Raw genomic sequence first — 26,415 nt, forward strand, 5'->3', positions numbered from 1 at the left:
CTAATAGGTAAATTTTTATTTTTGTGGTTGTGTGATAGTAATTTACCTATAGTTAATTCAAATTATAACAAGTATTTAATTAAACTTTACCCGATAGACTAATACCGCGTCGTTTTCGTCTTCGCATAGCAAAACAAAACCCTCTTGTGTTTGATAAGTGTCTGCAATTTTTTCTCCATATATAGGGAAACCCTCTATGATTTGCCCTGATTTATCCAAAACATAAACCTTTTGGGCTTGCGTGTCGGTTATACCAATATGATTTGATAGAATTAGGGGCTGCGTATAAACGCCATAAGGAAGTTCTGTTATTGTTTTATTGATATGCAATTGATTTTCAGACATACTGACAAATATTTTATCATTGGCCTTAAATTTTGGGTTGATCCATTCTTTATCATCTCGATTTACTTTTCCGTTTTCACTAATTTTAAGGACCTGCCCTTTGCCATTAACAGAAACAAAAGACTGATCATGTTCATACCATTGATTGTCGGTATGACTTATGTCTTCTGTAATATTGACTCTAGTTTTACCCGTTCGGCTTAAAATATGTAATTGACCAGATTGCTCCTGTGCCAAAATATAATCTTTATGACCAATCCTGATGTGTTTCATTGGATAAGACAATGGTGTTTTGGTTTTTTTGAATTTGAATCCTCTCACACGCTGCCCTTCTTTGTTGTACATCCTGATTTTTTTACCCATAACGACCACAAAACGATAGCGGCCGTTGTTATCATAGTCAAAAACTGAAAGTTGTTGAGTAATTTCATTTCTAAACTTGAGGGGAAAAGGAGAAACTTCGTTTCCATTTTTGTCTAAAACATAAACCCTGTTTTGAGTCGCAAAAGCTAACTGGATTCTGGTATTTTGATAAATGTCTATGCTATTGATACGACCTATTATCGGGCTATCCAGCTGCTTTGTCCATATTTTATTGCCTTTGGTGTCTACAAGGTGGAGCTTATTGTTCACATCTTGGTAAACAACATCTTGCTGTCCTGTACGCCAATTTTTAAAAAATTGAGGTGTAGACAACATCGCATCTTCAGACTTTAACCTGATAACCTGTTCTATATCTACCGGATTGGCATTATCTGGCGTTTGTTTTTGTAAAATATTAAAATATGCAAAGTCATCTTCTACAATTAGCTGAGAAAGTAAAAGTTCGTGTTTTGACCAGTCGATAGATTTTAGAGCTTTTTTGTAATCTGGATGGGTTTGTGTATCAAAGAATTGTTGTTGATGATTCAACGCCGTAAACCACAATACATGACTTTTTGTATTGAGGGATTTGAGATGGTTTTGATAATTAAGTTGTTGGGCCAACACATTTTGATTATTGATTTGAATTATTATATCTTCTAAAACCTGAAGTTTTTTTGAACCGATAATAATGTCTTGATGTACCATAAAAAACCTAAAATCAACTTGCGGAATTAAACTAGTAAACTTTTGGTCAAAAGAGATAGGGTTTTTAAGACTATATATTTGCGTAGTCCCAAAAGATTTAAGCGGTTGAGCTTCTTTTTTAAAAGCTTCGTAAGTTTGATCTATATTTTTAGAAACATGGGCTACAGCCTTACCATTTTTTAAATGAATGCTGGCCAATTCTTTGATATTTAACCATAAACTGTCATGAGTAGAAACTTGTTCTACGACTTCTTTTTTATGGCCTAGCTTTTCATATTCTGAAATTAATATACTTGTTGCATTGACAAAATGATTGGGTATAACTTCTGCTACAACAGAATTTTTAGGCTCAACAGCAGACAATATTTTCCAGCTTTCACTACTTTTATCGTCTTTGAAAATTATACCACTAAACAATGTAGTGTTGTCGTTAAAATTGAGATCAAACCCAATAAAATTTGATAAAGCCAAATATTGTTGAGGTACTGGAGATTTAAAAAAGTTTTTAGAAACTTCATTAAATTGATTAGTGTTGACAATCATAGTGGGAGAGTCTTGGGATAACACGTCCAAATATTTTTTGATAGGGGAAGGTATTTGAACTCTATTTTTATAATTTCTTATAATATTTTCAACAATAATTTTAGAATTACTGACAATGGTATATTGCGCCAAAACGCAGATATAAAAAGACTTGGTCTTATCCTGAAACATATTGATTTTGACACTTTCATACTGATATGATTGCTTGGTTTTAATTTTAATATCACTCTCATCATTTGATTCGAAAATTAGAGTTTTAACTAATTTGTCTTTACCAAGAATATTATAAGACCACAAAGCTTCATCAGGAATCTCTACAACACTGTTAAACGCATTATTAGAAAAATATTCAAGGAGAGGATTTTTTTTATATTTGGATAGGAAGGCTTGGTTTTTTAATGTGTTATCCCACTCTAAACTCTCATAAAATTTCATTATTATACTTGCATCAGGCGGTATAAGCTGTTCAATTTCAGCTTTTTGGGTTTTGTTTTGCTGACAGCTCAACAAAATGAAAGAGGCAAATAGTAAAATCCAAGTTTTTATAAATGTGAATCCTTGTTTCATAGTATTTTAAAATTCAAAACGTAGTTGATCTGGTAAAAGTTTAAAGCTTTTTCTGTGATACGGGGTAATTCCATATATTTTAATTGCATTTCTATGACTAGTTGTAGGATAGCCTTTATTTTTAAGCCAGTCATATTCAGAGTGCTCTTTGTGCAATTGAGCCATAATATCATCTCTGTAAGTTTTTGCAAGAATTGAAGCGGCTGCAATATTCATATATTTGCCATCTCCTTTAATAACACATTCATGCGCAATATTTTTGAACGTCTTAAACCGGTTTCCGTCTACTTGTATAAATTCAGGTTTGGGATTTAATTGATTTAAAGCTTTATGCATAGCTAAAATTGAAGCATTCAATATATTGATTTTGTCTATTTCTTCAGGTAACACATGAGCAATGCCAAAGCTCAATGCTTCTCTTTCTATAATTGGCCTTAGTGCTTCTCTCTTTTTGAGCGATAGCTGCTTTGAATCATTAAGCCAATCATGAGAAAAATCCGGAGGCAAGATTACCGCTGCTGCTGTAACCGGTCCAGCCAGGCAACCCCTACCAGCCTCGTCTGTGCCACATTCAAGTCTATCAACGATGATGCGTTGTTTTAACATGCTATAAAATTACAGTTTTTATATAAAAAAAGCAGTAAATCTAAAAGACTTACTGCTTCATAAAATAAGATTTTTACTTTTACTTACTGTTTTCGTATCGCTTAGAGACTTCATCCCAATTAATAACATTAAAAAATGCATCAATGTAGTCCGGTCTGCGATTTTGATAATTTAAATAGTAAGCATGTTCCCATACATCTATTCCTAAAATTGGAGTACCAGCACAACCTACGTTAGGCATCAAAGGATTATCTTGATTTGGTGTAGAACAAACCTCTACGCCACCACCTTCATGAACACAAAGCCATGCCCAGCCTGAGCCAAATTGAGTTGCAGCTGCTTTTGAGAATGCTTCTTTAAAACCGTCAAATGAACCAAAAGATTTATCTATAGCTTCAGCTAAAGCACCTGAAGGTTTTCCGCCACCCTTTGGTGACATCACTTTCCAAAATAAAGAGTGATTGTAGAAACCACCGCCATTATTGCGAACTGCCGTGTTTGATAAATCTAAATTTGCTAATATATGGTCTATAGATTTTCCGTCAAGCTCTGTTCCTTCAATGGCTGCATTTAATTTTTTGGTATAACCTGCGTGATGTTTCCCATGGTGTATTTCCATAGTTTTTGCATCAATATGTGGCTCAAGAGCATCGTGAGCATAATCTAAATCTGGTAGTTTAAAAGACATAATAAAAATATTTTGAGTTAATATGCTCAAAATTAATCATTATACTTAAAATGTAAGTTTTTTTACTGTTATAAAAAGCTTAAAACCTTTAGAATTTTGCTCTTACTTTTTGGTTAACCTTTAATACATTTGCGACTGGCTTAAATATCATGATAAAACCAGTTTTTATTCATTACATCAGTTCAGTTTCAGCTTTAGGCTTTAATAAATCTGAAGTTTGGCAAAGCTATAAGAATGCCAATTCTGGTTTTAAAACAGAAAGTTTTAATGATACTAAAGTTAAGGTCTCTGCTTTAAGTGATAATGATAATAAGGTAATAGAAAATATCAGAGCTGAAGGCAAACTATATAAAAGTTTAGATAAATCGGCACTGATGGCTATATTTGTTGGACGCAAGCTATTTGAAAATTTAACGGCTACTCAATCTCCTGTCGGTATTAATATAGGTTCATCCCGTGGCGCAACCCAAACATTTGAAAAAGCCCACCTATCCTATTTAAAACATAAAAAGGTACCGCTAATGACCTCTCCAACAACCACTTTGGGCAATATTGCAACAAGTGTTGCTCAAGACTTAGGTTTAAAAGGTCCTGCTGTTAGCCATTCTATCACTTGCTCTTCAGCTTTACATGCACTGCTCAACGCGAGTGCTTTTCTTCAATCTGGACTATTATCAGAATTTATCATAGGCGGAAGTGAAGCACCGTTGACTGGTTTTACGATTGCACAAATGCAGGCTTTAAAACTTTATTCAAAACAGCTTAACCATTTACCTTGTCATAGTTTAGATTTTAAAAAGAATGACAATACACTTGTACTAGGTGAAGCAGCTTGTCTTGCAAAATTAAGTACTAAACCAAAAGAAAATGCTATAAAAGTGAGTGGAGTAGGATATGCCACAGAAAGCATCAGTCATAGTGTAGCCTTATCTTCTGAAGCCGATTGTTTACAAGAATCTATGCAAATGGCATTAAATCTAGCTCAAGTTCAATCTGTAGATGTAGTTGTGATGCACGCACCAGGTACGGTAAAAGGAGATAAATCAGAATTAAAAGCAATTCAAAAGACCTTTACCATTATGCCCGCTTTAACTACAAATAAATGGCAAATCGGACATACATTTGGTGCATCTGGAGCGATGAGCTTGGAAATGGCTGTATTAATGCTAGAAAATAATACCTTTATACAAAACCCATTTTATAAAAATGACAAAGTACCTCAACAAATTAATTCGGTTATGATTAATGCTGTAGGCTTTGGAGGTAATGCGGTGAGTGTAGTTTTAGAAAAATTTCAATAACCAATATTCTTGAAAAGCTAGGTTAAAACCATGTTTTTTGTAAATTTGATGTTTATACCATTCTTTTAATAAAATATCGCAATATGATTAAGCATAACTGGAAGCGTTCAGAAATTTTAAAGATTTACCATAAACCGCTCATGGAATTAATGTATGAAGCCGCAACGGTTCATAGAAAATACCATGACCCTAATACGGTTCAAGTTTCAACCTTATTATCTATAAAAACAGGTGGTTGTCCAGAAGATTGTGGATATTGTCCACAAGCTGCGCGTTACCATACCGATATCGAAAAGAATGATTTGATGAGTGTTTCCCACGTTAAAGCGCAAGCCAAAAGAGCTAAAGCTTCAGGAAGCTCAAGATTATGTATGGGTGCAGCTTGGCGAAATGTCAAAGATGGAGATGACTTTGAAAGAGTTCTTGATATGGTAAGAACTGTGAATGAAATGGATATGGAGGTCTGTTGTACACTAGGCATGGTGACAGAAAACCAAGCAAAACGCCTGGCCGAAGCCGGATTGTACGCGTATAATCATAATTTAGATTCCTCAGAAGAATATTATAAAAAAGTGATTTCGACTCGGGGTTATCAAGACCGTTTAGATACTATTAATAATGTTCGTGAATCTAATGTGACCGTTTGTAGTGGAGGTATTATTGGTATGGGAGAAAGTATAGAAGATCGTGCAGATATGCTGATCGCGCTCTCTACACTCAACCCACAACCAGAATCTACACCGATCAACGCTTTGGTACCTGTTGAAGGTACACCACTAGATGAGCAAAAACCTGTTGAAATTTGGGAAATGGTCAGAATGATTGCTACAACACGTATTGTGATGCCAAAAACACAAGTGCGTTTGTCTGCAGGAAGAACCCAAATGAGTCAGGAAGGCCAGGCCATGTGTTTCTTTGTTGGCGCCAATTCTATTTTTGCTGGAGATAAATTGCTCACGACACCCAATCCAGATGTGAGCGAAGATATGAAGCTGTTTGAAGCCTTAGGCCTTAAACCTCAAAAGGCGTTTGAAAAAGGTGATAAACCAATTTCAAAACTTAAAGAAGAAGCTGAATTTAAACCTCTCGGTGAGAAGCCAAAATGGTCTAGACCAGGCCATAAAATTGAGAGAAATGAGCAAGCCAAGAAGACAAAGAAAAAAGCCAAGATTTAAGGTTTGTCTTAATCATTTAAATTTCACATGTCTCAAAAACTCAATACTCAACCCGTAGAACGGTTGAAGCGCATATCGCCTGAAGAATTTATCAAGTGCTATGTTAAGCCACAAAAGCCGCTTATTATAGAGCAGCTAATAGATGACTGGCCGGCTAAAGATAAATGGACGTTCGATTATTTTAAATCTATTGCAGGCGACTTAGAAGTGCCTCTCTACGATTCAAAACCTATCACTTCAAAATATAAATACAATGAGCCTCAAGCCAAAATGAAGCTAAGAGATTACATTGATATTTTGCAAACTCAACCTACCGACTTACGCATTTTCTTATTTAACCTCATCAAAGAACGACCAATTTTACAGGATCATATCAAAGTTCCAAAACTGGGTTTAAGCTTACTTAAAAGTTTACCCTTTTTATTTATTGGTGGTCAGGATTCTAAGGTTTTTATGCATTATGACATTGACTTGGCTAACATATTACATATCCATCTTCAGGGACAAAAACAATGCTTAATTTTCCCACCTTCTGAGACCAAATATCTGTACAAAGTTGCTAATTCACTGAAGACCAACGATGGTATTGATTTCACAGATCCTGATTTCGAAACGTATCCTGCTTTAGCATACGCTAAAGGCTATACAGCCAATTTGTCACCAGGCGAAACACTTTATATGCCCGAGGGATACTGGCATCATATGCATTACAAAACAGCTGGGTTTTCTATAAGCTTAAGAGCTTTGGCACGTCAACCTAAACATCTCGGTAAAGCTGTTTACAATATTACTGTGATGAGATACTATGAAAATTTAATGCGAAAATGGAAAGGTGATCAATGGCTGCAGCATAAACAAAAAGCATCTATAGAAAACACTCATAAATCTTTGAATCTTAAAGCCTCTTGAGACTTAAACTTCTTCAAAATATTTTTATTTTAAATCACCAAGGCGCGCTTTATTGGGAAGACCAAAATATTTTAATCATTGCCGATCTGCATTTAGGTAAAATTGAACATTTTAGAAAACATGGTAGTGCTTTGCCTAACCTTTCCAATGCTGTCGATTACATTCATTTAGAACAAAATATTGCAGAATATTCCCCGAAACAAGTGGTGTTTTTGGGCGATCTATTTCATTCTAGTCTCAACAAGTCCTGGCAAATTTTTGAACAATGGGTAAAAAGACAACCTGTAGAGTTTACACTTATAGTTGGCAATCATGATATTATTCCTACCTCACAATTTGAAAAATTAGGCTTTCAAATTGTAAATCATTTAGATATCTCTGCATTTAGCCTCACGCACAAACCCGAAGAAACAGGCGAATTATATAATATTTGCGGTCATATTCACCCGGGTTACAGGTTAAGAGGAAAGGCAAAACAACAACTCAAATTATCTTGCTTTTATCAAAAGCCTAAACAAATGATCTTACCGGCATACGGCAGCTTCACGGGCAATTTCTATATCACGCCAGACGAGGGCGATCATATTTATGTCCTTTCAGAAACAGAAGTTATTCAGGTCGTTTAGTGCACGTTACTTTTCTCGTATGATTTCACAGCATCGACAAATGCCTGCGCATGATCTACAGGGATGTTTGGTAAAATGCCGTGACCGAGATTAGCAACATAACGTTGAGCGCCAAACTCATCAATCATCTCATGAACCATTTTGGTAATTATTTCTGGAGGCGATAAAAGTCGAGAAGGGTCAAAATTACCTTGCAAAGTGATTTGGTTTTTAGTCAATTGACGGGCTGTTTTGGGTGAACATGTCCAATCGACACCTAGAGCTGAAGCACCGGAAGTTGACATTTTTTCTAAGGCAAACCAACAGCCTTTTCCAAAAGCAATTACAGGGGCATTACCTTTGAGAGCATCAATAATTTGTTGAATGTATTGCCATGAAAACTCTTGATAGTCAACTGGTGAAAGCATGCCACCCCAGGAATCAAATACTTGGACGGTATCGACTCCGGCTTCAACTTTAGCCTTCAAGTATGCGATGGTTGTTTTTGTGATCTTTTGTAATAGATCGTGAGCCAAATCCGGTCTGGAAAAGCATAGCGCTTTAGCTTTATCAAAATTTTTGGAGCCTTGACCTTGCACACAATAACAGAAAATCGTCCAGGGTGATCCTGCAAATCCAATAAGCGGGACATGGTTATCCAATGTTTTCTTGGTCAGTTTAATCGCCTCTAAAACATAATTTAAGCGATCGTAGACATCAGGGATATTGACTTCCTGAATGCGTTTTTCGCTATTTACAGGATTGGGTAACCAGGGACCAACGCCAGGTTTCATCTCGACCTCAATATCCATGGCTTGGGGAATGACTAAAATATCGCTAAAGAGAATGGCGGCATCGACACCAACTTGATCAATAGGCATCATGGTGATCTCAGTGGCTAACTCCGGTGTTTGACAACGAGTAAAGAAGTCATACTTGTGTTTCAGCTTCATAAAATCGGGCAGGTATCTTCCTGCTTGGCGCATCATCCATACGGGTGGTCGTTCGACTTCCTCTCCTTTAAGCGCTCTTAAAAATAAATCGTTTTTATACATAAATTAGTCTCTTCCTAAATAAATCATTATAAAATATAGAAGCGTTGCCAATGAGCCAACTGCAGCGACAACGTAGGTTCGTGCAGCCCATTTTAAGCTGTCTTCGGCGAGTTCATACTCTTCTGCATTCACAATGGCATTACTCTTTAGCCAGGCCAGAGCTCTGTTGCTCGCATCGTATTCCACCGGCAAAGTAATGAAACTGAAAAGCGTACCCAAACCAAACATAATGATACCTGCCAGAAGGACCATTTGACCCACACCTACTGAAACTAAGCCCATTAATATGATGCCCCCAAAAATTACCCACTGACTCAACTGAGAGGCCACACTAACCACAGGCACCAATTGACTTCGCATTTCAAGCCATTTGTAAGCTTTAGCGTGTTGTACAGCATGGCCAACTTCGTGAGCTGCTACGGCAGCAGCTGCAGCATTACGTTGGTTGTAAACACTTTCACTGAGGTTAACGGTTTTCTTTGTGGGGTGATAATGGTCTGTAAGTCGCCCTGAAGTCGAAATGACATCGACATCAGTAATGTGGTGATCGGCTAGCATTTTACGTGCAATCTCTGCACCGCTCATTCCATTTTCTAATTGAATCTTAGAGTATTTTTTAAACTTTGATTTTAAGGTGCTACTGACATACCAACTAACCAGCATAATTGCTCCAATAAGTATATAATACGACATCATAATATTTTCTTTTTTAATTATCAGAAATCAAAAATACTTCCAAATTGTAAATTAATGACATTTTTACCTAATGCTTAACAAGTTTTGCATATTGATAAGTCTTTACAGGATAGGATAAAACTTGATATTTTAGATCTGCTGTTGAAGTTGTGTCAGGTATTTTGGTATTTGCAACGCTAATCTCAAATTCTACCTCCTGGTCTTTAAATCGAACCGTATTTTTCAATAGTTTTGACTGAACCTCAAAAAAAGCATGAAGACTACGGTTGATATATTTAGTCGGTATGGCAATCCCGTTTTGTTCATCGAGAACAAAGTTCCCTAAGCTGTCTTTTGCTTTCAAAAGATACTTACGGACATCTTTTTGTTTCGGAGTATGATATATAATTACATAATTGTAGACTTCCGGGTCCGGAGTTGGCTGTAACTTGAACTCCATATCTACAGTGTTAGTTTGATCTGCAGCGAATATCTGGAGTTTACCTTTATAATGTCCAAAGTGATCTTCGGGCAGACCCTGAGCCCGGGCTAGAACACTGATAAAAGATAATAAAATTACAGCTCTTCTCATCTCTAGCCTACAATATTGACAATTTTACCCGGTACGACAATGACTTTCTTGGGTTCACGACCATCAAGTTGTTTTTGAGTCCGCTCGTCCTGCATAACAATTTCCTCAATCTCATCTTTAGATAAGTTCAAGTCTAAATCTAACGTAAAACGCATTTTACCGTTAAAGGAAATGGGGTAGGTTTTTGTATCTTCTTTCAAGTACTTTTCGTTGTGCTCCGGATAGGGGACAGAACTTACCGAACCTTCGTGACCTAATCTTTCCCAAAGCTCTTCAGCAATGTGAGGCGCAAATGGAGCCACCAAAACGCATAAGGGCTCTAATATTTCCCGGGAAGTACACTTCAATTGATTCAGTTCATTGACGCAGATCATAAAACTGGACACTGACGTATTAAAGCTAAAGTCTTCAATATCCATGTTGACTTTTTTAATAGTTTGGTGTAAAGCTTTCAGTGCTTTTTTGTCGGCTTTGTCGTCAGTGACAACAAACTTGTCGCCCTGGTGGTATAGCTTCCACAATTTTTTAAGAAAACCAACTACACCAGACAGCCCAGCTGTATTCCATGGCTTGGCCTGATCTATGGGGCCGAGGAACATTTCAAATAAACGTAAGGCATCAGCACCGTATTCATCGCAAACGTCATCCGGATTGATCACATTGTATTTGGATTTTGACATTTTTTCAACTTCTCGGCTTACTTTAAAAGACCCGTCATCTTCAGTTATAAATTCAGCGTCTTTAAATTCTGGTCGGAATTTTTTAAAACCCTCTATATCCAATTCATTTGAGGTATTCACAAGATTAACATCAGCGTGAATACGTTGATAATCTTCTGCTATCTCAAGACCTTCTGAATAAAATTTCCCTGTATCATTACCTCTTTTTACAAAGGCACTTTCGCCTAAGATCATTCCCTGGTTGATCATGCGTTGAAACGGTTCATCAACCTTCAGAAATCCTCGGTCTTTAAGAAACTTAGTCCAAAATCGTGAATATAATAAATGGCCCGTGGCGTGTTCGCTGCCACCAACGTATAGGTTGACATTCTGCCAGTAATCCAAAGCGTCTTGAGAAGCAAAAACCTCATTGCGTTTTTCCGTTTCCATATAACGGAACATGTACCAAGAGCTTCCGGCCCAACCCGGCATGGTATTTAATTCGAGAGAAAATACGGTTTTATGGTCAATTTTGTTATTATCTACGACTTTACTTTCATTGGTATCCCAAGCCCAGGTTTGCGCTCGACCTAAAGGTGGTTCTCCGTCTTCAGTAGGTAAATATTCGTCAACTTCGGGTAACTCAAGGGGCAAATGCTGATCCTCGATCATTTGTGGAAGTCCATTTACATAATAGACCGGAAAAGGCTCGCCCCAGTACCGCTGACGTGAAAACACCGCATCGCGTAACCTATAGTTGGTCTTGGCTTTTCCGATCCCTTGGTCTTCGATGACTTCAATCGCTTTAGCAATGGCTTGTTTGATCGGAAGGTCGTTTAAAAACTCCGAATTGGTTATTAAGGTGTCATCTTTTTCACCAAATGCTGCTTCAGAGATGTCGGTATCTTTAAAGATGTTAGGAACAGGAATATTAAAATGATGAGCAAAATCGTAATCCCGTTGATCGCCACAAGGTACTGCCATTACGGCGCCTGTACCATAACTGGCCAAAACATAATCACCAATCCAAATCGGAATAGGCTGATGAGTTAAAGGATGCTCCGCATAAGCGCCGGTAAACACACCGCTGATGCTTTTAACATCGGCGAGACGATCCCGTTCACTGCGCTTTGCAGTTTCTTTGATGTAAGCATCTACGGCTTCTTTTTGTTCTGGCGTTGTAATTTTTTTAACCAAGTCATGTTCTGGAGCAAGCGTCATAAATGAAACCCCAAAAATAGTGTCTGGCCGAGTCGTAAATACTTCTATAAAATCATTGTGGTTTTTAACTGCAAATTTTACTTGAGAACCAACAGACTTACCAATCCAGTTCCGTTGCGATTCCTTGATGCTCTCAGACCAGTCGAGATTCTCTAAACCTTGCAATAAACGCTCAGCATAAGCAGAAATACGCATGCTCCATTGATTCATTTTCTTGCGCTCCACAGCATGTCCGCCGCGTTCTGACAAGCCGTTTACGATCTCATCGTTTGCTAAAACAGTACCCAAGGCAGGACACCAATTTACTTCCGTTTCAGCAAGGTAGGTGAGGCGATACTGTAACAGGATTTCCTCTTGTCTTTGATTTGTAAACTCCTGCCATTGTTCAGCTGTAAACTCCGGAGTATCTTCATCACAGGCAACGTTGAGGTCTGAATTTCCGTTCTGCTCAAACCGATTGATAAGTTTTTCAATAGGTTGTGCTCGTTGGTCATCAAAATCATAGTAGGATTCAAACAACTGAATAAAGATCCATTGCGTCCAACGGTAATATTTTGGGTCACTTGTGCGAACTTGTCGGTCCCAATCAAAAGAAAATCCGATACGATCGAGTTGTTCGCGATAGCGTTTGATGTTGGCTGTTGTCGTTTTTGCCGGATGTTGACCCGTTTGAATGGCATACTGTTCAGCGGGCAAACCAAAAGAATCATAGCCTTGTGGATGAAGGACATTATAGCCTTTGTGTCGTTTATATCGTGCGTAAATGTCACTTCCAATATAACCTAGCGGATGCCCGACGTGCAAACCGGCACCGGAAGGATAAGGAAACATGTCTAAAACATAAAAAGGATTTTTATTTTCTTGATTTTCAGACGGTTGTTTGGCTTTAAAAGTTTTATTTTCTGCCCAAAATTTTTGCCATTTCGCTTCTATGTCTTTAAAATTATACGCCATAATACTTACAAAATTTATCTTGCAAAAGTAAGGTTTTATAAAGAAAGTAAAGTCTCAAAATGCGGTGTAATTATTTGGGGCTTTCTCCCGCCTAATGCGGGAGTCGGGCTTTCGGCAGTCGCTTTGCCACGCTTAAGGCGTGTCAAGAGCTCCAACAATGCCTCAATCCCTAAGCCAAACTGTTACACCAATAAGCTTGATTGTATATTAACCTAATTCAATAACTGTGACTTCTGGCCAAATTCCTACCCGACCGGGATAAGCCAAATAGCCGAAACCTCTGTTGACATTAATGAGACGGTTATGGTGCTTATAAATACCTGCCCATTGTTTATAACGGTATTGTACGGGACTCCATTTGAACCAACCCGGAATTTCGATACCAAACTGCATCCCATGGGTATGACCACTCAGGCAGAGCTGAAAGTTTTTTGGATGATCTTTCACTTTCTCATCCCAATAGGATGGATCGTGATTCATCAAAATTTTAAAATCTTCAGCCGTTAAATTTTGAGAAGCTTTATCAATATCTCCATATTTCACAAAACCGCCATTGCCCCAATTTTCAACACCGACAATATGAAGTTTCTCACCAGAACGTTCCAGGCTGATGTGTTCATTTCTTAACATCTTCCAGCCCAATTTTTGATGAATGTTAAGCAGTTGGTTAAAGTTTTCAGTTTTGTCTTCCTGAGAGTCCCAATCGTGGTAATCGCCGTAATCGTGATTGCCCAAAATGGAATAAATGCCGATTTTAGCCTCAATTTGATTGAATACTTCAAACCAGTTGTCCATTTCCTTCGCCAGATTATTGACTAAATCTCCTGTAAAACAAATGATGTCTGCTTGTTGCGAATTGATTAAATCTACGCCGTACTGTATTTTTTCTTTATTGTCTAAGCTGCCGGAGTGAATGTCGCTGATTTGAAGTACTTTGAGACCTTTAAAGGCTTTCGGCAGATCTTCAAATTCCAGTTTGTACTTCAGGACCTTAAAATTGTATTTTCCCTGATACATTCCATAAAGCATAGAGAAAAAAGGAATTGCACTAATACCCAAAGCCAGCTGACTGATAAACTTTCGTCGTGAGGGAAAACTTTTTTTAGATGAGGGGAAGATCAATCGAACCACATACCGAATCACACGACCTATATCTTCTGTAAACATAAAGACTAAGAGACCTATTTTTAAAGCCATCATACTCAAAAATAGACCAATAAAAAAGGCTCTAGGCTGTCCAAATGTGCCGCCTTGTACTGTTGTAAAAAAACTGCCAATCATCATGCCGTAGATCAAAGCGCTGAGCACAATGTAGAGGATTGTCACAGGCTTTTTTGAAAACAGGCGCCTAAAAGCTTGAAGCGCATAGACTTCAATACCCAATAAAATACTAAGACTAATGATCCAGCGCATATGTTATGTCGCTTCTTCGATATAATCTTCAATGGGATTACAAGAACAAATCAAGTTTCTGTCACCATAACCTTCATCGACTCTTCGGATAGATGGCCAAAATTTATTGCTCGCAACATAGTTTAAGGGAAACGCAGCCTGTTGTCTGGAGTAATTAAATTTCCATTCGTCTGCTGTCAACATCGCTTGGGTATGAGGTGCATTAGTTAACAAATTTCCACCATCGTCAGGGCGACAATGTGATATTTCTTCTCGGATGCTGATCATGGCATCACAAAACCGATCGAGTTCAGCTTTACTTTCACTTTCTGTAGGTTCTATCATCATGGTTCCAGCTACAGGAAATGATACTGTTGGGGAGTGAAAACCATAATCGATCAATCGTTTTGCGATGTCTTTCACCTCAATCCCATTTTTCTTAAATGGTCTACAATCTATAATCATTTCGTGTGCTGCACGACCACGTTCTCCAGCATATAGGGTTGGGTAAAAATCTTTTAAGCGCTCTTTGATGTAATTTGCATTCAAAATAGCAATCTCTGTAGAATGTCTCAAACCGTCTTCACCTAACATTCTAATATAGGCATAAGAAATGATACAGGCCAGTGCAGAACCCCAAGGTGCAGCAGAAATTGCCGATATGGCTTCATCACTTCCTGTTTCTACAATAGGATTACTCGGCAAGAAAGGAACCAGTTGCTTTGCAACACAAATTGGCCCAACACCTGGTCCGCCGCCCCCATGTGGAATAGCAAAAGTCTTGTGCAAATTTAAGTGGCAGACATCGGCACCGATTGCACCGGGGCTGGTAATGCCCACCTGTGCGTTCATATTGGCGCCGTCCATGTATACTTGTCCGCCATGCTCGTGAATACAACTTGTAATTTCTTTAATGTCTGATTCAAACACACCGTGTGTGGAAGGATAAGTAACCATTAGTGCAGCAAGATTATCGCTATATTTTTCAGCTTTTTGTTTGAGATCTTCTACGTCAATATTGCCTTTATCTGTAGATTTTACAACGACCACTTTCATGCCAGCCATAACTGCACTTGCAGGATTAGTGCCATGTGCTGAAGAAGGCACCAAGCAAATATGACGATGACCTTCACCTCTAGATTGGTGATAAGCGCGTATCACCATAAGACCAGCATATTCGCCTTGAGCACCAGAATTAGGTTGTAATGAAGTGGCTGAAAAACCTGTAATTTCAGTTAAGTATTGTTCTAATTTTTCAAGCATTTCGTGATAGCCTTGAGCTTGCTCAACAGGCACATAAGGATGTAAGTTTCCCCATTTAGGATTGCTTAAAGGTAACATTTCAGCTGCTGCGTTCAATTTCATTGTGCATGATCCAAGTGATATCATAGAATGATTGAGGGATAAATCTTTACGTTCTAATGACTTGATATAACGCATCAATTCTGTTTCAGAATGGTAAGAATTGAATACTGAGCTTTTAAGAAAATCTGTGGTTCGACTTAAATGTTGTTTTTCGATAATGTTGACATCCTCTAACTTTTCAATGACAACACTATTGTTGGATTTATATTCTTTAAATACTTTTAATATCGCATTTAAGTCTTTAATCGATGTCGCTTCATGTATAGAAACACAAACTGAATTTTTATCAGGATAATAAAAGTTTATCTGGTGGTTTTCGGCTATTGGTTTAATAGCTTTGGCATCTACTTTTAATAAAAGCGTATCAAAATAAGACTGATTTGCTTGAAAAATGCCTAAGCGTTCTATAGCGTCAGCGAGATTTGCAGTCTTTTGATGAATTTGTTTTGCGATAAATTTTAATCCCTCAGGTCCGTGATAAACTGCATACATCCCAGCCATAACGGCTAGTAAGACTTGAGCAGTACAAATGTTTGACGTTGCGCGGTCACGTTTAATATGCTGCTCTCTGGTTTGTAGAGCCATTCTCAACCCGCGATTACCGTTCATATCTTTGGTTACACCAATAATTCTTCCAGGAATTTGTCTTTTGTAAGCTTCTTTAGTGGCGTAATATGCTGCGTGTGGACCGCCGTAGCCTAAAGGAATTCCAAATCGCTGTGTTGTGCCTACAACTACATCAACACCCCAATCTCCTGGCGCTTCAAGTAAGACTAAACTCATTAAATCTGCAGCAATAGCAACTTTTATGTCTAGTGATTGCGCTTTTTCAACAAATTGTTTGTGGTTGTAAATTTGACCTGTTTTACCTGGATATTGCAAAAATGCACCAAAGTAATCTTCTGTAAAATCAAACTCTTCACGAGCGCCGACAACAAGTTCTATATTTTGTGGTTCTGCTCGGGTTTGTAAAAGTGATAAAGTTTGTGGAAAAACATCTTCTGAGACAAAGAATTTTTGAGCATTTTGTTTCTTTTTTGCTCTTGATCTCACGGCAAATAACATGCTCATAGCTTCTGCAGCAGCTGTGGCTTCATCGAGTAATGAAGCATTGGCCAACTCCATACCAGTTAAATCGCTGACTACAGTTTGAAAATTTAACAAAGCTTCTAATCGACCTTGTGCAATTTCAGCTTGATAAGGTGTGTAAGCTGTATACCAACCTGGGTTTTCAAGGATGTTTCTTTGAATAACCGCCGGCAGAATGGCTTCGTGATAACCTAATCCGATATAAGTGCTAAAATGTTGATTTTTATCGGCTAAAGTATTAATGTGTTGACTAAATTCATATTCACTCAAAGCTTTTGGCAGCTTTAGGGGTTGTTTTAACCTGATGTTGTCTGGCAGAGTTTCAAAAATTAGCTCTTCAATAGAAGATACTCCAGTTGTTTTTAGCATATCTTCTAAATGACTTCCACGTGGTCCGATATGTCTGTTAGCAAATACCGATGTGTTCATGCTTATCAAATTAAGTTTGTGCAAAAGTAAGTTATTTCTTACAAAACACTTGTTAAATACAAAAGGCTATTCGTTAAGATTTCAACCTGATATGAACAATTTAAAAAGACTTATTTTTGACTCATGAAACTTTTAAAATCCTTGTTTCGGTTTTATATCAACTCAAGTATTCACGTTGCTTTGGCTGTTGTTGCATTGTCTGTTTTAACGCTATTGGATTATAAGATTTCTTTAAATTTGGACTTGCTTAGTTTTGTGTTTTTTGGAACGGTAACAGGTTACAATTTTGTAAAATACGCTCCTGTTGCTAAACTTCATCACAGAAGCTTAACCAACCAACTTAAACAAATTCAGTTTTTTTCATTTTTGTGTTTTATAGGTTTAGGAGTATCGGTATTCTTTATGACCTATGAAGTGCTTTATATTTGTTGTGTTTTGGGGATATTAATTTTGTTTTATGCTATACCTATTTACAAAAAAAACTTAAGAGAAACTGCCTTACTAAAAGTTTTTATCATAGCGGTTATTTGGACTAGCGTTAGTTTTGTTTTGCCTTTCATACAAGAGAATAATTTTAAGGTATATCAAAATCAAATGTGGTGGATAGCTTGTGTAGAGCGTTTTACATGGGTAGTGTTATTGATGATTCCTTTTGAAATTAGAGATTTACGTTTTGACAAGGCCCATATTAAAACTTTGGTCAGTGTTTTTGGTGTCCTTAATGTAAAAATAATATCAATATTAGTTCTAGTGGCTTGGTCGGCGTATAAGGTCGTAAACTCAAATTATCAAAATCTAGTGTTTTATTTGATAGTCTATTTGACACTTGGATTATTCATTTTGATGTCCAAAAAAGTTCAAAAACCCTATTTTGCTTCCTTTTGGGTAGAAGCCTTACCAATATTTTGGGTGATGATTTGGTATTTAGTTTACCTTTGATTTTTAATTTTGTTCCTTGACATAGTTTTCTAAAGCCATTGTCATAGAGGGTGTTTGAGGAGTAGGCGCTTTAATATGTATCTTCAAGCCATGTTCTTTAGCAGCTTTTAGTGTAGAATTTCCAAAAACAGCAATTTTAGTATCTTTTTGTTCGTAATCAGGAAAGTTCTCGTAAAGAGATTTTATTCCGCTCGGGCTAAAAAACACCAGAATATCATAGAACACATCTTTTAAATTTGACAAGTCACTCACTACAGTTCTGTAAAATATACCGCGCTTCCAATCTACTCCAATTTTATCGAGTTGCTGAGGAATCACGGGTTTTAAGACATCAGAAGACGGCAACAAGAACTTTTCATCTGAGTGTTTTTTAATATTGACAATAAGGTCTTGAAAAGTACGCTTTCCAACATAAATTTTACGCTTTCTGTAAACCACATATTTTTGAAGATAGTAGGCTACCGCTTCGCTTTGACAAAAATATTTTAAGGTATTAGGTATTTTATAACGCATGTCTTCAGCAATACGGAAAAAATGGTCCACCGCATTTCTGCTGGTTAATATGATTGCAGTAAATTTTGACAAATCAATTTTTTGTTGTCTTACATCTCTACAATCTACCCCTTCCACGTGAATAAATGGAATAAAATCAATTTTTACATTAAGCTTGTCTTCTAGCTCGGCGTATGGGGAATTTTCAATTTTAGGTTCGGGTTGTGAAATAAGAATAGTTTTCACTTTCATAGAGCACTTATTTACAAATTTTTAGTCAACAGCAAAGATTTTATACAAAAAAAAATACGGTGCTATTTCAAGGGTGCAAAGGTATAAAATAAAATAAAACCAATGACTAATTAATAGCTTTAGGTTTTTATAGGCAAAAACAAATAAATTTAAAGTAAAAAAAAGCCCCATCACTATTAGGCTTAGGTGTAAAAAATTAATAGAAGAAACCGGCGAATAAACTTCAATAATTAAAAAAGGGAGTCCCAAAAAAATGGCATAAGACCAAATTATCTGCTTGTAAAACAAATAATAATCTAAAAACGAAGATTTGCAGCATACAAAATTTATAGTTTTTTCCAAATAATACTTTAACACAGAAAATATGCATAATATCAAAAATATTATTGAAACATTCAGCAATGTATTATCCTCAAAATAGCCATAGGAAGAAACTTTTAAAGTAAAAAGGTAGATAATTTGAGCCAAAACCAGGTGGGAAAGGGTAAATATCAAAATCTCAAAATTTGTAATAAATCGGGCTTCTTTAAGCTTAATCGTAAAATAAGTTTCAGAAAACCCAAGTTTAAGGAATTGAATATACCTTATCCTGTAGAGTTGTTTAGTCAACACTAAGCCAACGAGTAATAACACCATACTTATCGTAAACCAATCGTATGAAATTACATTTCTGAGCATAAAATTAAATAAGGAATGACAAAATTACGTCAAATCTCGAGCATCAAAGAAATTTATGTAGAATATTGTTTTATTTTTGTTTTTTGATGTGCTTCAACTATGCCAGAAAGAATTGTTATTATTCCTACTTATAACGAAATCGAAAACATTGAAAGGGTTGTTAAAAATGTTTTTGCACAGGACGTTGATTTCCACATTTTAGTTGTAGATGACAGCTCTCCAGATGATACAGCTCAAAAAGTAAAAAGTCTCCAAAAAATGTATCCAAAACGATTGAATTTAATTGTTAGAGCGACAAAAAATGGTCTAGGCAGAGCTTATATGGAAGGTTTTAAATGGGCTTTAAACCACAATTACAATTTTATTTTTGAAATGGATGCTGACTATTCACATAATCCTAATGACTTAACGAGACTTTACAATGCTTGCTTTAAGCAAGATGCAGATATGGCTATTGGATCTCGGTATTGCAAAGGGGTTAACGTAATTAATTGGCCAATGAATCGCGTATTGTTGTCTTGGTTGGCCTCGTGGTACGTAAGGCTAATTACCCAAATACCAGTTTCGGATACAACAGCTGGGTTTGTTTGCTACCGCAGGGAAGTACTTGAACGCATTAATTTTGATAAAATAAAATTTATTGGCTACGCTTTCCAAATAGAAATGAAATATAAAGCCTACAAATTAGGATTTAATTTACAAGAAGTCCCTATTATATTTACAGACCGAACAAAAGGTCAATCAAAAATGGATAAGCGTATTATATGGGAAGCTGTTGTTGGAGTTATCAATCTAAAATTTAAAAGTGTATTTTTAAAACATAAATTCAATTAATCATGGCATATCTTATTAAAAATGCTCAAATCGTCAATGAACAAAACATCTTTACTGCTGATGTTTTAATAGACAATGGTAGCATTCAACGTGTAGACAGCAATATAAATGTAGAAAAAAATCATCAGCTAATTGATGCCAAGGGTCAATTTTTGATTCCAGGTGCGATAGACGATCAAGTGCATTTTAGAGAACCAGGCCTTACTCATAAAGAAACTATTAAAACTGGGTCTCTTGCTGCAGTTGCTGGTGGCATTACTTCCTTTATGGAAATGCCTAACACCAATCCACAAACTGTGACTCAAGAGCTATTAGAAGAAAAATTTGCTATGGCAGCCAAATCTTCTTATGCGAATTATTCTTTCAAATTTGGCGGGACCAACAATAATTTAGATGAAATTAAAAAAATTAATCCCAAAACTACAGCTGGTCTTAAATTATTCTTGGGTTCCTCGACAGGCAATATGTTGGTAGATGATTGGCAGGTCTTGGAAGATATTTTTAAACATTCACCGGTGATTATTTCTACACATTGTGAAGATGAAGATACCATCAAAAGGAATACAGAAATTTATAAAGCCAAATACGGCGAAGATATCCCCATAAAATATCATCCTAAAATAAGAAGCGAAGAGGCTTGCTATTTATCATCTTCAAGAGCTGTAGAACTCGCTAAACAAACTGATGCCAGACTTCACGTTTTTCACTTATCTACTGCAAAAGAAACACATCTTTTTGATTCGGATATCCCATTAGACCAGAAGCAAGTTACGTCTGAAGTTTGTATCCATCACCTGTGGTTTTCAGACGAAGATTATGATGAAAAAGGCACGCATATCAAGTGGAATCCAGCCATTAAAACTGCTCAAGACCGAGACGAGCTATTAAAGGCATTACTGGATAATAGGATTGACGTTTTAGCCACAGATCACGCACCACATACTTTAGAGGAAAAAAGCCAAGTTTACACCCAGGCGCCAAGTGGAGGTCCTTTAGTGCAACACGCCTTGCCGGCATTACTCGAATTTTATCATCAAGGAAAAATAAGAATTGAAGACATTGTTCAGAAGTTTTGTCACAATCCGGCACTATTATTTGATGTTGACAAAAGAGGATTTATTAGAGAAGGTTATAAAGCCGATTTAGTTTTATTGAATACTAAAAAACCCTGGACCATCTCAAAAGACAACCTACTTTACAAATGTGGCTGGTCTCCTTTTGAAGGCACAAGCTTTCAATCTCAAATAGAAAAAACTTTTGTCAATGGGGAACTGATATACGATAACTTTAAATTTAATGATATTAAAAACGCAGAACGGCTTGAGTTTGATCGATAGAGCATATTTGGTTTTCTTAGTATTAGCAGTTTATCTTGTTTGGTCTTGCAGTGATGTACAAAAACGAACAGAGCCAGAACACCTATTATCTCAGGAAGAAATGACTGAAATTTATACTGATATGCTCATGCTGGATGCGGTTTACAGAACAAATCCCAAGAAGTTTGAGTCTTATCAACTTGAACCGACAGCTCATATTTACAACAAATTTGATATTGATAGTCTTATTTTAGCTCAAAATATGAGCTACTACAATCTAGATTTTGAAGCCAATTTAGAAATTTATGAACAAGTGAGAAAAAACATTGAAAGAAAAAAACAGCTCATCGATTCTTTAGACAACATCAAAGATAGCTTGAGGCGTGAAAAACGTAAATTACAAAAAACCAAAATTAAAGACAGCGTTGCTTTGCAAAAAGACCTTATAAAAGCAGATAAAAAGTAGACCTAATATGACCAAAATATCAGGATTTTCAAAGCTGACTAAAATCGAAAAAATTGAATGGGTTTGTAAATATTACCTACAAAACCAAAAAAACGCAAAATCTATTTTAGAGCAGTATTGGAACGATAATAATAAATTGCAAAAATTACACGACGAGTTTGCTGAAAACACCGTGTCTAATTATTATTTACCCTTTGGTTTGGCACCAAATTTTACGATAGATGATAAAGTCTATTGCATACCCATGGCTATTGAAGAAAGTTCTGTGGTTGCTGCAGCAAGTAAAGCAGCAAAATTTTGGGGAAACAAAGGCGGTTTTAAAACTGAAGTGATCAATACCACCAAAGTAGGTCAGGTTCATTTCACCTGCAAAACTGATTACAAGACACTTCAGGATGTGTTTGAAAACCACAAATCACAGTTTTTTGAAGAGGCAAAGTCTATAACCAAAAATATGGAGAAGCGAGGTGGCGGCATTAGAGACATTGCAATTATTGATAAAACTTCAGACCTTGATAACTATTACCAATTGCACTGTCATTTTGAAACAGTCGATGCCATGGGCGCAAATTTTATCAATTCTTGTTTAGAGCAATTTGGTAAAACACTAGAAAAAATTGCACATGATTTAGAAGTTGAAGTCCTAATGTGTATACTCTCAAATTATGTCCCCGAGTGTTTAGTACGCGCTGAGGTCTCTTGTGCTATTGATGAATTAGGAACCAATGGGGATGAAGCCAAAAATTTTGCTCGCCGATTTAAACAAGCAGTCGATATTGCTAATGTTGAACCTTTTAGAGCAGTAACACATAATAAAGGTATTATGAATGGTATCGATGCTGTGGTACTCGCTACTGGCAACGACTTTAGAGCTGTTGAAGCTGGTGTGCATGCATATGCCGCCAAAGACGGTCACTATAAAAGTTTGACCCATGTCGATATCGATAGTAACAACTTTAAGTTTTGGATAGAAGTCCCAATTGCTGTGGGGACAGTAGGCGGTTTGACAAGTTTACATCCATTAGTTAAAATCGCTTTATCTATATTGGGCAATCCCTCTGCAAAGCAATTGATGCGCATTGTTGCAGTTGCGGGTTTAGCTCAAAATTTTGGTGCAGTAAATTCTCTCGTGACTGATGGTATTCAAAAAGGTCATATGAAAATGCATTTATTGAATATTCTAAATCAATTTGATGCTTCAGGTAAAGAAAAAGCAGAAGCCATTGAATATTTTAAAACGCATTCTGCCACGCACAATGCCGTGGTTGATTTTATCAATAGAATTCGGTCTTAGATGCAAGTGCAAAACTTTTATAGTCACGGTAAACTTTTACTCTCAGGAGAATATGTGATATTAGACGGTGCAAAAGCTCTAGCCTTGCCATGTAAATTAGGTCAAACCTTAAAAGTAAAAACCCATTCAGGTTTATCGTATCAATGGATAAGTTATTTAAAAAATAATCAGAAATGGAAATCGCTGAGTTTTGATTTAGAAGACATAAAAAATGGCCGTTCAAAACATCCATTTGCTCTTCGATTGTATCAAATTTTAAAAGTAATATATAAAGAAAACCCCGAATTGTTTAAGAGTTTTTATACGTTTTCAACACAATTAGAATTTGATAAAAATTGGGGTTTAGGCTCATCTTCAACACTTATCAATAACTTGTCACAGTGGGCAAATATTGACCCGTACTTTTTGCTAAATAAGACTTTTGGCGGAAGTGGATACGATGTCGCAGCAGCTCAATTTAAAACCCCTTTTGTTTACCAAAGACTTGAAAATGAAGTGATAACTGAAAGTGTCGAGATTTCAGAAAAACTCAAACCTTACCTTTATTTTATTTATACAAATCAAAAACAAGATAGTCGTGAAGCAATAGCAAACTATCGAAAAAATTTAAAGTCTCCCTATCATACCGTTATCGATCAAATTTCTAATTTAACAGAATTGATAAGCAATGCAGATGATTTAAATGATTTTGAAGATCATCTCAAAACTCATGAAGTCCTTATTTCAAAACTGATAGGTCAGATTCCGATTCAAGAATCAAAATTCCAAGATTACAAAGGTGGAATTGTAAAAAGCTTAGGCGCTTGGGGTGGCGATTTTGTTTTAGTCACTGCAAAAAACGACAACGACTTAATATGGTTTCGTAAAAATGGCTACCCAATTATTTACAAATATGAAGACTTGGTCTATTAGGCTGTTAAAATTTCAAATACATGTTTTGGACATCTTATAGGTTTTCGAGTTTGTGCAGACATAAAAACTAAAATCACTTTTGCCTCAGCTACAACTTCATCACAAGGGTTTAATAATTTATAGTCAAAACCAATCTTTACATCTGGGGCTTTTGAGCACTGAACTTGAACCTTGACACTTTCCCCAAATACTAATGGCTTTTTGTATTCAATCTCAATTTTATAAACAGGCAACATAATACCTTCTTTCTCTAATTCATTGTATTTTATATCTTTATTTTCTAACCACTCAATTCTTGCTTGTTCCAGGTATAGCAAGTAATTGGCGTGATGTACAACACCCATTTGATCAGTTTCCGCATAACGGACTTTATATAAAAATTCCATATTTTACAGCTTTAATAACTTTTATTTTTTTACATTTATAAAAGTTTTGTATACGCAAAAAAAACTTAAAATTCAATAGCAAATTTATTTTTTTATGAATTGATTTGTTCACATATTTGCCATATCAAAACGGGGGTAACTTTTCACCTTCTAAAATTGTAAATTTAAGATTAATTATGAATAAAACTGCGGAATCAGTTTGGGAAAATTGTTTGTCTTTTATAGAAGATAACATTACACCACAAGCATATAAAACTTGGTTTGAACCCATAAAAGCTGTTAAGCTGACTGATAACGCATTAAGTATCCAGGTGCCATCCAAATTTTTTTATGAATGGCTTGAAGAACACTATGTAAAATTACTAAGAGTTGCCCTCAATAAAAGCTTAGGAAACCAAGCCAAACTTGTTTATGTTATTAAGATGGAAAATGCGAGAGGTAAAAAGCCAGCTTTTACAGAAAAGATCCCAAGTTCGCAGCGAAGTAAAGTCAACTCTCAAGATATCAGTATGGCATTAAACACAAAAAATCCTGAGTTGAAAAACCCATTCGTAATTCCAGGCATCAGAAATTTAAAGATAGATTCACAACTCAACTCAAACTATAATTTTGAAAATTTTCTTGAAGGTGACTCAAATCGATTAGCACGTTCTGCTGCCAAAGCGGTGTCTGCAAAACCTGGCGGAACTTCTTTTAATCCATTGCTTATTTTCGGTGGTGTGGGTTTAGGGAAAACCCATTTAGCCCATGCTATTGGAGTTGAAGTCAAAGACAAGCACCCCAATAAAACTGTGTTGTATATCTCTGCTGAAAAATTTACACAACAATATATAGAATCAGTAAGAAAAAATACCAGAAACGATTTTATTCACTTTTATCAAGTTATAGATGTACTTATCGTTGATGATATTCAATTACTTTCTGGCAAAAAGGGAACACAAGATGTTTTCTTTCATATTTTTAATCACCTACACCAAAACGGTAAACAAGTCATTTTAACGAGTGATAAAGCCCCTGTTGATATGCAGGAAATAGAAAAGCGATTACTCTCGAGGTTTAAATGGGGATTATCTGCAGAACTTTTAAAGCCAGATTATTTAACTCGCAAAAAAATTATTACTTGTAAGCTTTATCGCGATGGAGTTGAAATCAGTGATAGTATTGTAGATTTTGTAGCCAAAAATATCAAAAGCAATATTAGAGAACTCGAAGGTGCAATAATTTCTTTGATCGCTCACTCTTCCTTCAACAAAGAAGAAGTTGATTTGGCCTTAGCAAAAAAAATTGTCGAAAATTATGTGCACAACTCCAAAAAAGAAATTTCTATAGACCATATTCAAAAAGTGGTAAGCAGTTATTTTCAAATGGATATCGACACGCTTCAATCTAAAACCAGAAAAAGACATATAGTTCAAGCCAGACAAATCGCTATGTTTTTTGCCAAAAAAATGACTAAAGCTTCATTGGCAAGTATTGGAAAACAAATAGGCGATAGAGATCACGCGACGGTTTTACACGCGTGTAAAACCGTTAATAATTTAACTTCAACAGACAAACAGTTCAAGAAGTTTGTAGAAGACCTTGACAAACGCTTAGTGGAGTAGT

General features: G+C 36.2%; 23 protein-coding genes. 11 read left to right on the top strand and 12 right to left on the bottom strand.

The window, feature by feature from the left end:
- Positions 1 to 75 precede the first annotated feature (75 nt).
- From FCN74_RS02500 to FCN74_RS02510, 3 genes are all read right to left on the bottom strand, one after another.
- Positions 76 to 2,526, bottom strand: coding sequence for a hypothetical protein (locus FCN74_RS02500; protein WP_138931011.1), 2,451 nt, complete (start codon positions 2,524 to 2,526; stop codon positions 76 to 78).
- Between the two features lie 6 nt (positions 2,527 to 2,532).
- On the bottom strand, positions 2,533 to 3,132 hold the full coding sequence (locus tag FCN74_RS02505; protein ID WP_138931012.1) for a ribonuclease HII: 600 nt from the start codon (positions 3,130 to 3,132) through the stop codon (positions 2,533 to 2,535).
- A 79-nt stretch (positions 3,133 to 3,211) separates the two neighbouring features.
- The gene (locus FCN74_RS02510) at positions 3,212 to 3,820 is read right to left on the bottom strand and encodes a superoxide dismutase (protein WP_138931013.1); all 609 of its coding nucleotides are present in this window, start codon (positions 3,818 to 3,820) and stop codon (positions 3,212 to 3,214) included.
- Positions 3,821 to 3,969: 149 nt separating this feature from the next.
- Between FCN74_RS02510 and FCN74_RS02515 the strand changes: the two genes are divergently transcribed.
- From FCN74_RS02515 to pdeM, 4 genes are all read left to right on the top strand, one after another.
- The gene (locus FCN74_RS02515) at positions 3,970 to 5,121 is read left to right on the top strand and encodes a beta-ketoacyl synthase N-terminal-like domain-containing protein (protein ID WP_138931014.1); all 1,152 of its coding nucleotides are present in this window, start codon (positions 3,970 to 3,972) and stop codon (positions 5,119 to 5,121) included.
- Positions 5,122 to 5,204: 83 nt separating this feature from the next.
- Positions 5,205 to 6,296, top strand: a complete 1,092-nt coding sequence (gene bioB, locus FCN74_RS02520; protein ID WP_138931015.1) for a biotin synthase BioB — start codon at positions 5,205 to 5,207, stop codon at positions 6,294 to 6,296.
- A 27-nt stretch (positions 6,297 to 6,323) separates the two neighbouring features.
- Positions 6,324 to 7,205 carry a cupin-like domain-containing protein gene (locus tag FCN74_RS02525; RefSeq protein WP_138931016.1) on the top strand — a complete coding sequence of 294 codons (882 nt, stop codon included), beginning with the start codon at positions 6,324 to 6,326 and terminating at the stop codon, positions 7,203 to 7,205.
- On the top strand, positions 7,202 to 7,831 hold the full coding sequence (gene pdeM, locus FCN74_RS02530) for a ligase-associated DNA damage response endonuclease PdeM (protein WP_138931017.1): 630 nt from the start codon (positions 7,202 to 7,204) through the stop codon (positions 7,829 to 7,831). The genes FCN74_RS02525 and pdeM overlap by 4 nt, the downstream gene beginning before the upstream one ends.
- Here the strand turns inward: pdeM and hemE are convergent.
- The 6 genes from hemE to gcvP all read right to left on the bottom strand — a co-directional run bounded on the left by hemE (position 7,828) and on the right by gcvP (position 17,241).
- Positions 7,828 to 8,865 carry a uroporphyrinogen decarboxylase gene (hemE, locus tag FCN74_RS02535; protein WP_138931018.1) on the bottom strand — a complete coding sequence of 346 codons (1,038 nt, stop codon included), beginning with the start codon at positions 8,863 to 8,865 and terminating at the stop codon, positions 7,828 to 7,830. The genes pdeM and hemE overlap by 4 nt on opposite strands.
- Before the next feature lie 3 nt (positions 8,866 to 8,868).
- Positions 8,869 to 9,561 carry a zinc metallopeptidase gene (locus FCN74_RS02540; RefSeq protein WP_138931019.1) on the bottom strand — a complete coding sequence of 231 codons (693 nt, stop codon included), beginning with the start codon at positions 9,559 to 9,561 and terminating at the stop codon, positions 8,869 to 8,871.
- A gap of 67 nt (positions 9,562 to 9,628) precedes the next feature.
- Positions 9,629 to 10,132 carry a hypothetical protein gene (locus FCN74_RS02545; protein ID WP_138931020.1) on the bottom strand — a complete coding sequence of 168 codons (504 nt, stop codon included), beginning with the start codon at positions 10,130 to 10,132 and terminating at the stop codon, positions 9,629 to 9,631.
- Between the two features lie 2 nt (positions 10,133 to 10,134).
- Positions 10,135 to 12,966, bottom strand: a complete 2,832-nt coding sequence (leuS, locus tag FCN74_RS02550; RefSeq protein ID WP_138931021.1) for a leucine--tRNA ligase — start codon at positions 12,964 to 12,966, stop codon at positions 10,135 to 10,137.
- 207 nt (positions 12,967 to 13,173) lie between these two features.
- Complete coding sequence (locus FCN74_RS02555) at positions 13,174 to 14,379, bottom strand: metallophosphoesterase (RefSeq protein ID WP_138931022.1); 1,206 nt, start codon at positions 14,377 to 14,379, stop codon at positions 13,174 to 13,176.
- Positions 14,380 to 14,382: 3 nt separating this feature from the next.
- Positions 14,383 to 17,241 (bottom strand): aminomethyl-transferring glycine dehydrogenase, encoded by a 2,859-nt coding sequence (gene gcvP, locus FCN74_RS02560; RefSeq protein ID WP_138931023.1) that lies wholly within the window; start codon positions 17,239 to 17,241, stop codon positions 14,383 to 14,385.
- Positions 17,242 to 17,364: 123 nt separating this feature from the next.
- Between gcvP and FCN74_RS02565 the strand changes: the two genes are divergently transcribed.
- Positions 17,365 to 18,180 carry a UbiA prenyltransferase family protein gene (locus tag FCN74_RS02565; protein ID WP_138931024.1) on the top strand — a complete coding sequence of 272 codons (816 nt, stop codon included), beginning with the start codon at positions 17,365 to 17,367 and terminating at the stop codon, positions 18,178 to 18,180.
- Between the two features lie 3 nt (positions 18,181 to 18,183).
- On the opposite strand, the gene FCN74_RS02570 is transcribed toward FCN74_RS02565, so the two are convergent.
- Both FCN74_RS02570 and FCN74_RS12385 read right to left on the bottom strand, forming a co-directional pair.
- A complete protein-coding gene (locus tag FCN74_RS02570; RefSeq protein WP_138931025.1) occupies positions 18,184 to 18,924 on the bottom strand; it encodes a uroporphyrinogen-III synthase in 741 nt (246 codons plus the stop codon).
- 21 nt (positions 18,925 to 18,945) lie between these two features.
- Complete coding sequence (locus FCN74_RS12385) at positions 18,946 to 19,602, bottom strand: DUF4271 domain-containing protein (protein WP_138931026.1); 657 nt, start codon at positions 19,600 to 19,602, stop codon at positions 18,946 to 18,948.
- A 99-nt stretch (positions 19,603 to 19,701) separates the two neighbouring features.
- Here FCN74_RS12385 and FCN74_RS02580 point away from each other — a divergent pair, with 99 nt between their 5' ends.
- Genes FCN74_RS02580 through FCN74_RS02600 form a run of 5 tightly spaced genes read left to right on the top strand, consistent with a single transcriptional unit; the run spans position 19,702 to position 24,424 of the window.
- Positions 19,702 to 20,436, top strand: coding sequence for a polyprenol monophosphomannose synthase (locus tag FCN74_RS02580; RefSeq protein WP_138931027.1), 735 nt, complete (start codon positions 19,702 to 19,704; stop codon positions 20,434 to 20,436).
- Positions 20,436 to 21,773 (top strand): dihydroorotase, encoded by a 1,338-nt coding sequence (locus FCN74_RS02585; protein ID WP_138931028.1) that lies wholly within the window; start codon positions 20,436 to 20,438, stop codon positions 21,771 to 21,773. Before FCN74_RS02580 ends, FCN74_RS02585 begins: the two co-directional genes overlap by 1 nt.
- Entirely contained in the window at positions 21,733 to 22,218 is a 486-nt protein-coding gene (locus FCN74_RS02590; RefSeq protein WP_138931029.1) for a DUF4296 domain-containing protein, read from the top strand. The genes FCN74_RS02585 and FCN74_RS02590 overlap by 41 nt, the downstream gene beginning before the upstream one ends.
- A gap of 7 nt (positions 22,219 to 22,225) precedes the next feature.
- A complete protein-coding gene (locus tag FCN74_RS02595; protein WP_138931030.1) occupies positions 22,226 to 23,512 on the top strand; it encodes a hydroxymethylglutaryl-CoA reductase, degradative in 1,287 nt (428 codons plus the stop codon).
- Positions 23,513 to 24,424 (top strand): GYDIA family GHMP kinase, encoded by a 912-nt coding sequence (locus tag FCN74_RS02600; RefSeq protein ID WP_138931031.1) that lies wholly within the window; start codon positions 23,513 to 23,515, stop codon positions 24,422 to 24,424.
- Here FCN74_RS02600 and FCN74_RS02605 read toward each other — a convergent pair.
- Positions 24,421 to 24,810, bottom strand: a complete 390-nt coding sequence (locus tag FCN74_RS02605; protein ID WP_138931032.1) for an acyl-CoA thioesterase — start codon at positions 24,808 to 24,810, stop codon at positions 24,421 to 24,423. The genes FCN74_RS02600 and FCN74_RS02605 overlap by 4 nt on opposite strands.
- Before the next feature lie 176 nt (positions 24,811 to 24,986).
- Between FCN74_RS02605 and dnaA the strand changes: the two genes are divergently transcribed.
- Complete coding sequence (gene dnaA, locus FCN74_RS02610; protein WP_138931033.1) at positions 24,987 to 26,414, top strand: chromosomal replication initiator protein DnaA; 1,428 nt, start codon at positions 24,987 to 24,989, stop codon at positions 26,412 to 26,414.
- The last annotated feature ends 1 nt before the right edge of the window (position 26,415 follow it).

Source organism: Mesohalobacter halotolerans (assembly GCF_006120725.1).
Taxonomy (GTDB): Bacteria; Bacteroidota; Bacteroidia; order Flavobacteriales; family Flavobacteriaceae; genus Psychroflexus; species Psychroflexus halotolerans.

Coding starts and splice junctions, on each gene's coding strand:
- FCN74_RS02500 (WP_138931011.1), bottom strand. CDS start 2,526: ATGAAACAAGGATTCACATTTATAAAAACTTGGATTTTACTATTTGCC.
- FCN74_RS02505 (WP_138931012.1), bottom strand. CDS start 3,132: ATGTTAAAACAACGCATCATCGTTGATAGACTTGAATGTGGCACAGAC.
- FCN74_RS02510 (WP_138931013.1), bottom strand. CDS start 3,820: ATGTCTTTTAAACTACCAGATTTAGATTATGCTCACGATGCTCTTGAG.
- FCN74_RS02515 (WP_138931014.1), top strand. CDS start 3,970: ATGATAAAACCAGTTTTTATTCATTACATCAGTTCAGTTTCAGCTTTA.
- bioB (WP_138931015.1), top strand. CDS start 5,205: ATGATTAAGCATAACTGGAAGCGTTCAGAAATTTTAAAGATTTACCAT.
- FCN74_RS02525 (WP_138931016.1), top strand. CDS start 6,324: ATGTCTCAAAAACTCAATACTCAACCCGTAGAACGGTTGAAGCGCATA.
- hemE (WP_138931018.1), bottom strand. CDS start 8,865: ATGTATAAAAACGATTTATTTTTAAGAGCGCTTAAAGGAGAGGAAGTC.
- FCN74_RS02540 (WP_138931019.1), bottom strand. CDS start 9,561: ATGATGTCGTATTATATACTTATTGGAGCAATTATGCTGGTTAGTTGG.
- FCN74_RS02545 (WP_138931020.1), bottom strand. CDS start 10,132: ATGAGAAGAGCTGTAATTTTATTATCTTTTATCAGTGTTCTAGCCCGG.
- leuS (WP_138931021.1), bottom strand. CDS start 12,966: ATGGCGTATAATTTTAAAGACATAGAAGCGAAATGGCAAAAATTTTGG.
- FCN74_RS02555 (WP_138931022.1), bottom strand. CDS start 14,379: ATGCGCTGGATCATTAGTCTTAGTATTTTATTGGGTATTGAAGTCTAT.
- gcvP (WP_138931023.1), bottom strand. CDS start 17,241: ATGAACACATCGGTATTTGCTAACAGACATATCGGACCACGTGGAAGT.
- FCN74_RS02565 (WP_138931024.1), top strand. CDS start 17,365: ATGAAACTTTTAAAATCCTTGTTTCGGTTTTATATCAACTCAAGTATT.
- FCN74_RS02570 (WP_138931025.1), bottom strand. CDS start 18,924: ATGAAAGTGAAAACTATTCTTATTTCACAACCCGAACCTAAAATTGAA.
- FCN74_RS12385 (WP_138931026.1), bottom strand. CDS start 19,602: ATGCTCAGAAATGTAATTTCATACGATTGGTTTACGATAAGTATGGTG.
- FCN74_RS02580 (WP_138931027.1), top strand. CDS start 19,702: ATGCCAGAAAGAATTGTTATTATTCCTACTTATAACGAAATCGAAAAC.
- FCN74_RS02590 (WP_138931029.1), top strand. CDS start 21,733: ATGATATTAAAAACGCAGAACGGCTTGAGTTTGATCGATAGAGCATAT.
- FCN74_RS02595 (WP_138931030.1), top strand. CDS start 22,226: ATGACCAAAATATCAGGATTTTCAAAGCTGACTAAAATCGAAAAAATT.
- FCN74_RS02600 (WP_138931031.1), top strand. CDS start 23,513: ATGCAAGTGCAAAACTTTTATAGTCACGGTAAACTTTTACTCTCAGGA.
- FCN74_RS02605 (WP_138931032.1), bottom strand. CDS start 24,810: ATGGAATTTTTATATAAAGTCCGTTATGCGGAAACTGATCAAATGGGT.
- dnaA (WP_138931033.1), top strand. CDS start 24,987: ATGAATAAAACTGCGGAATCAGTTTGGGAAAATTGTTTGTCTTTTATA.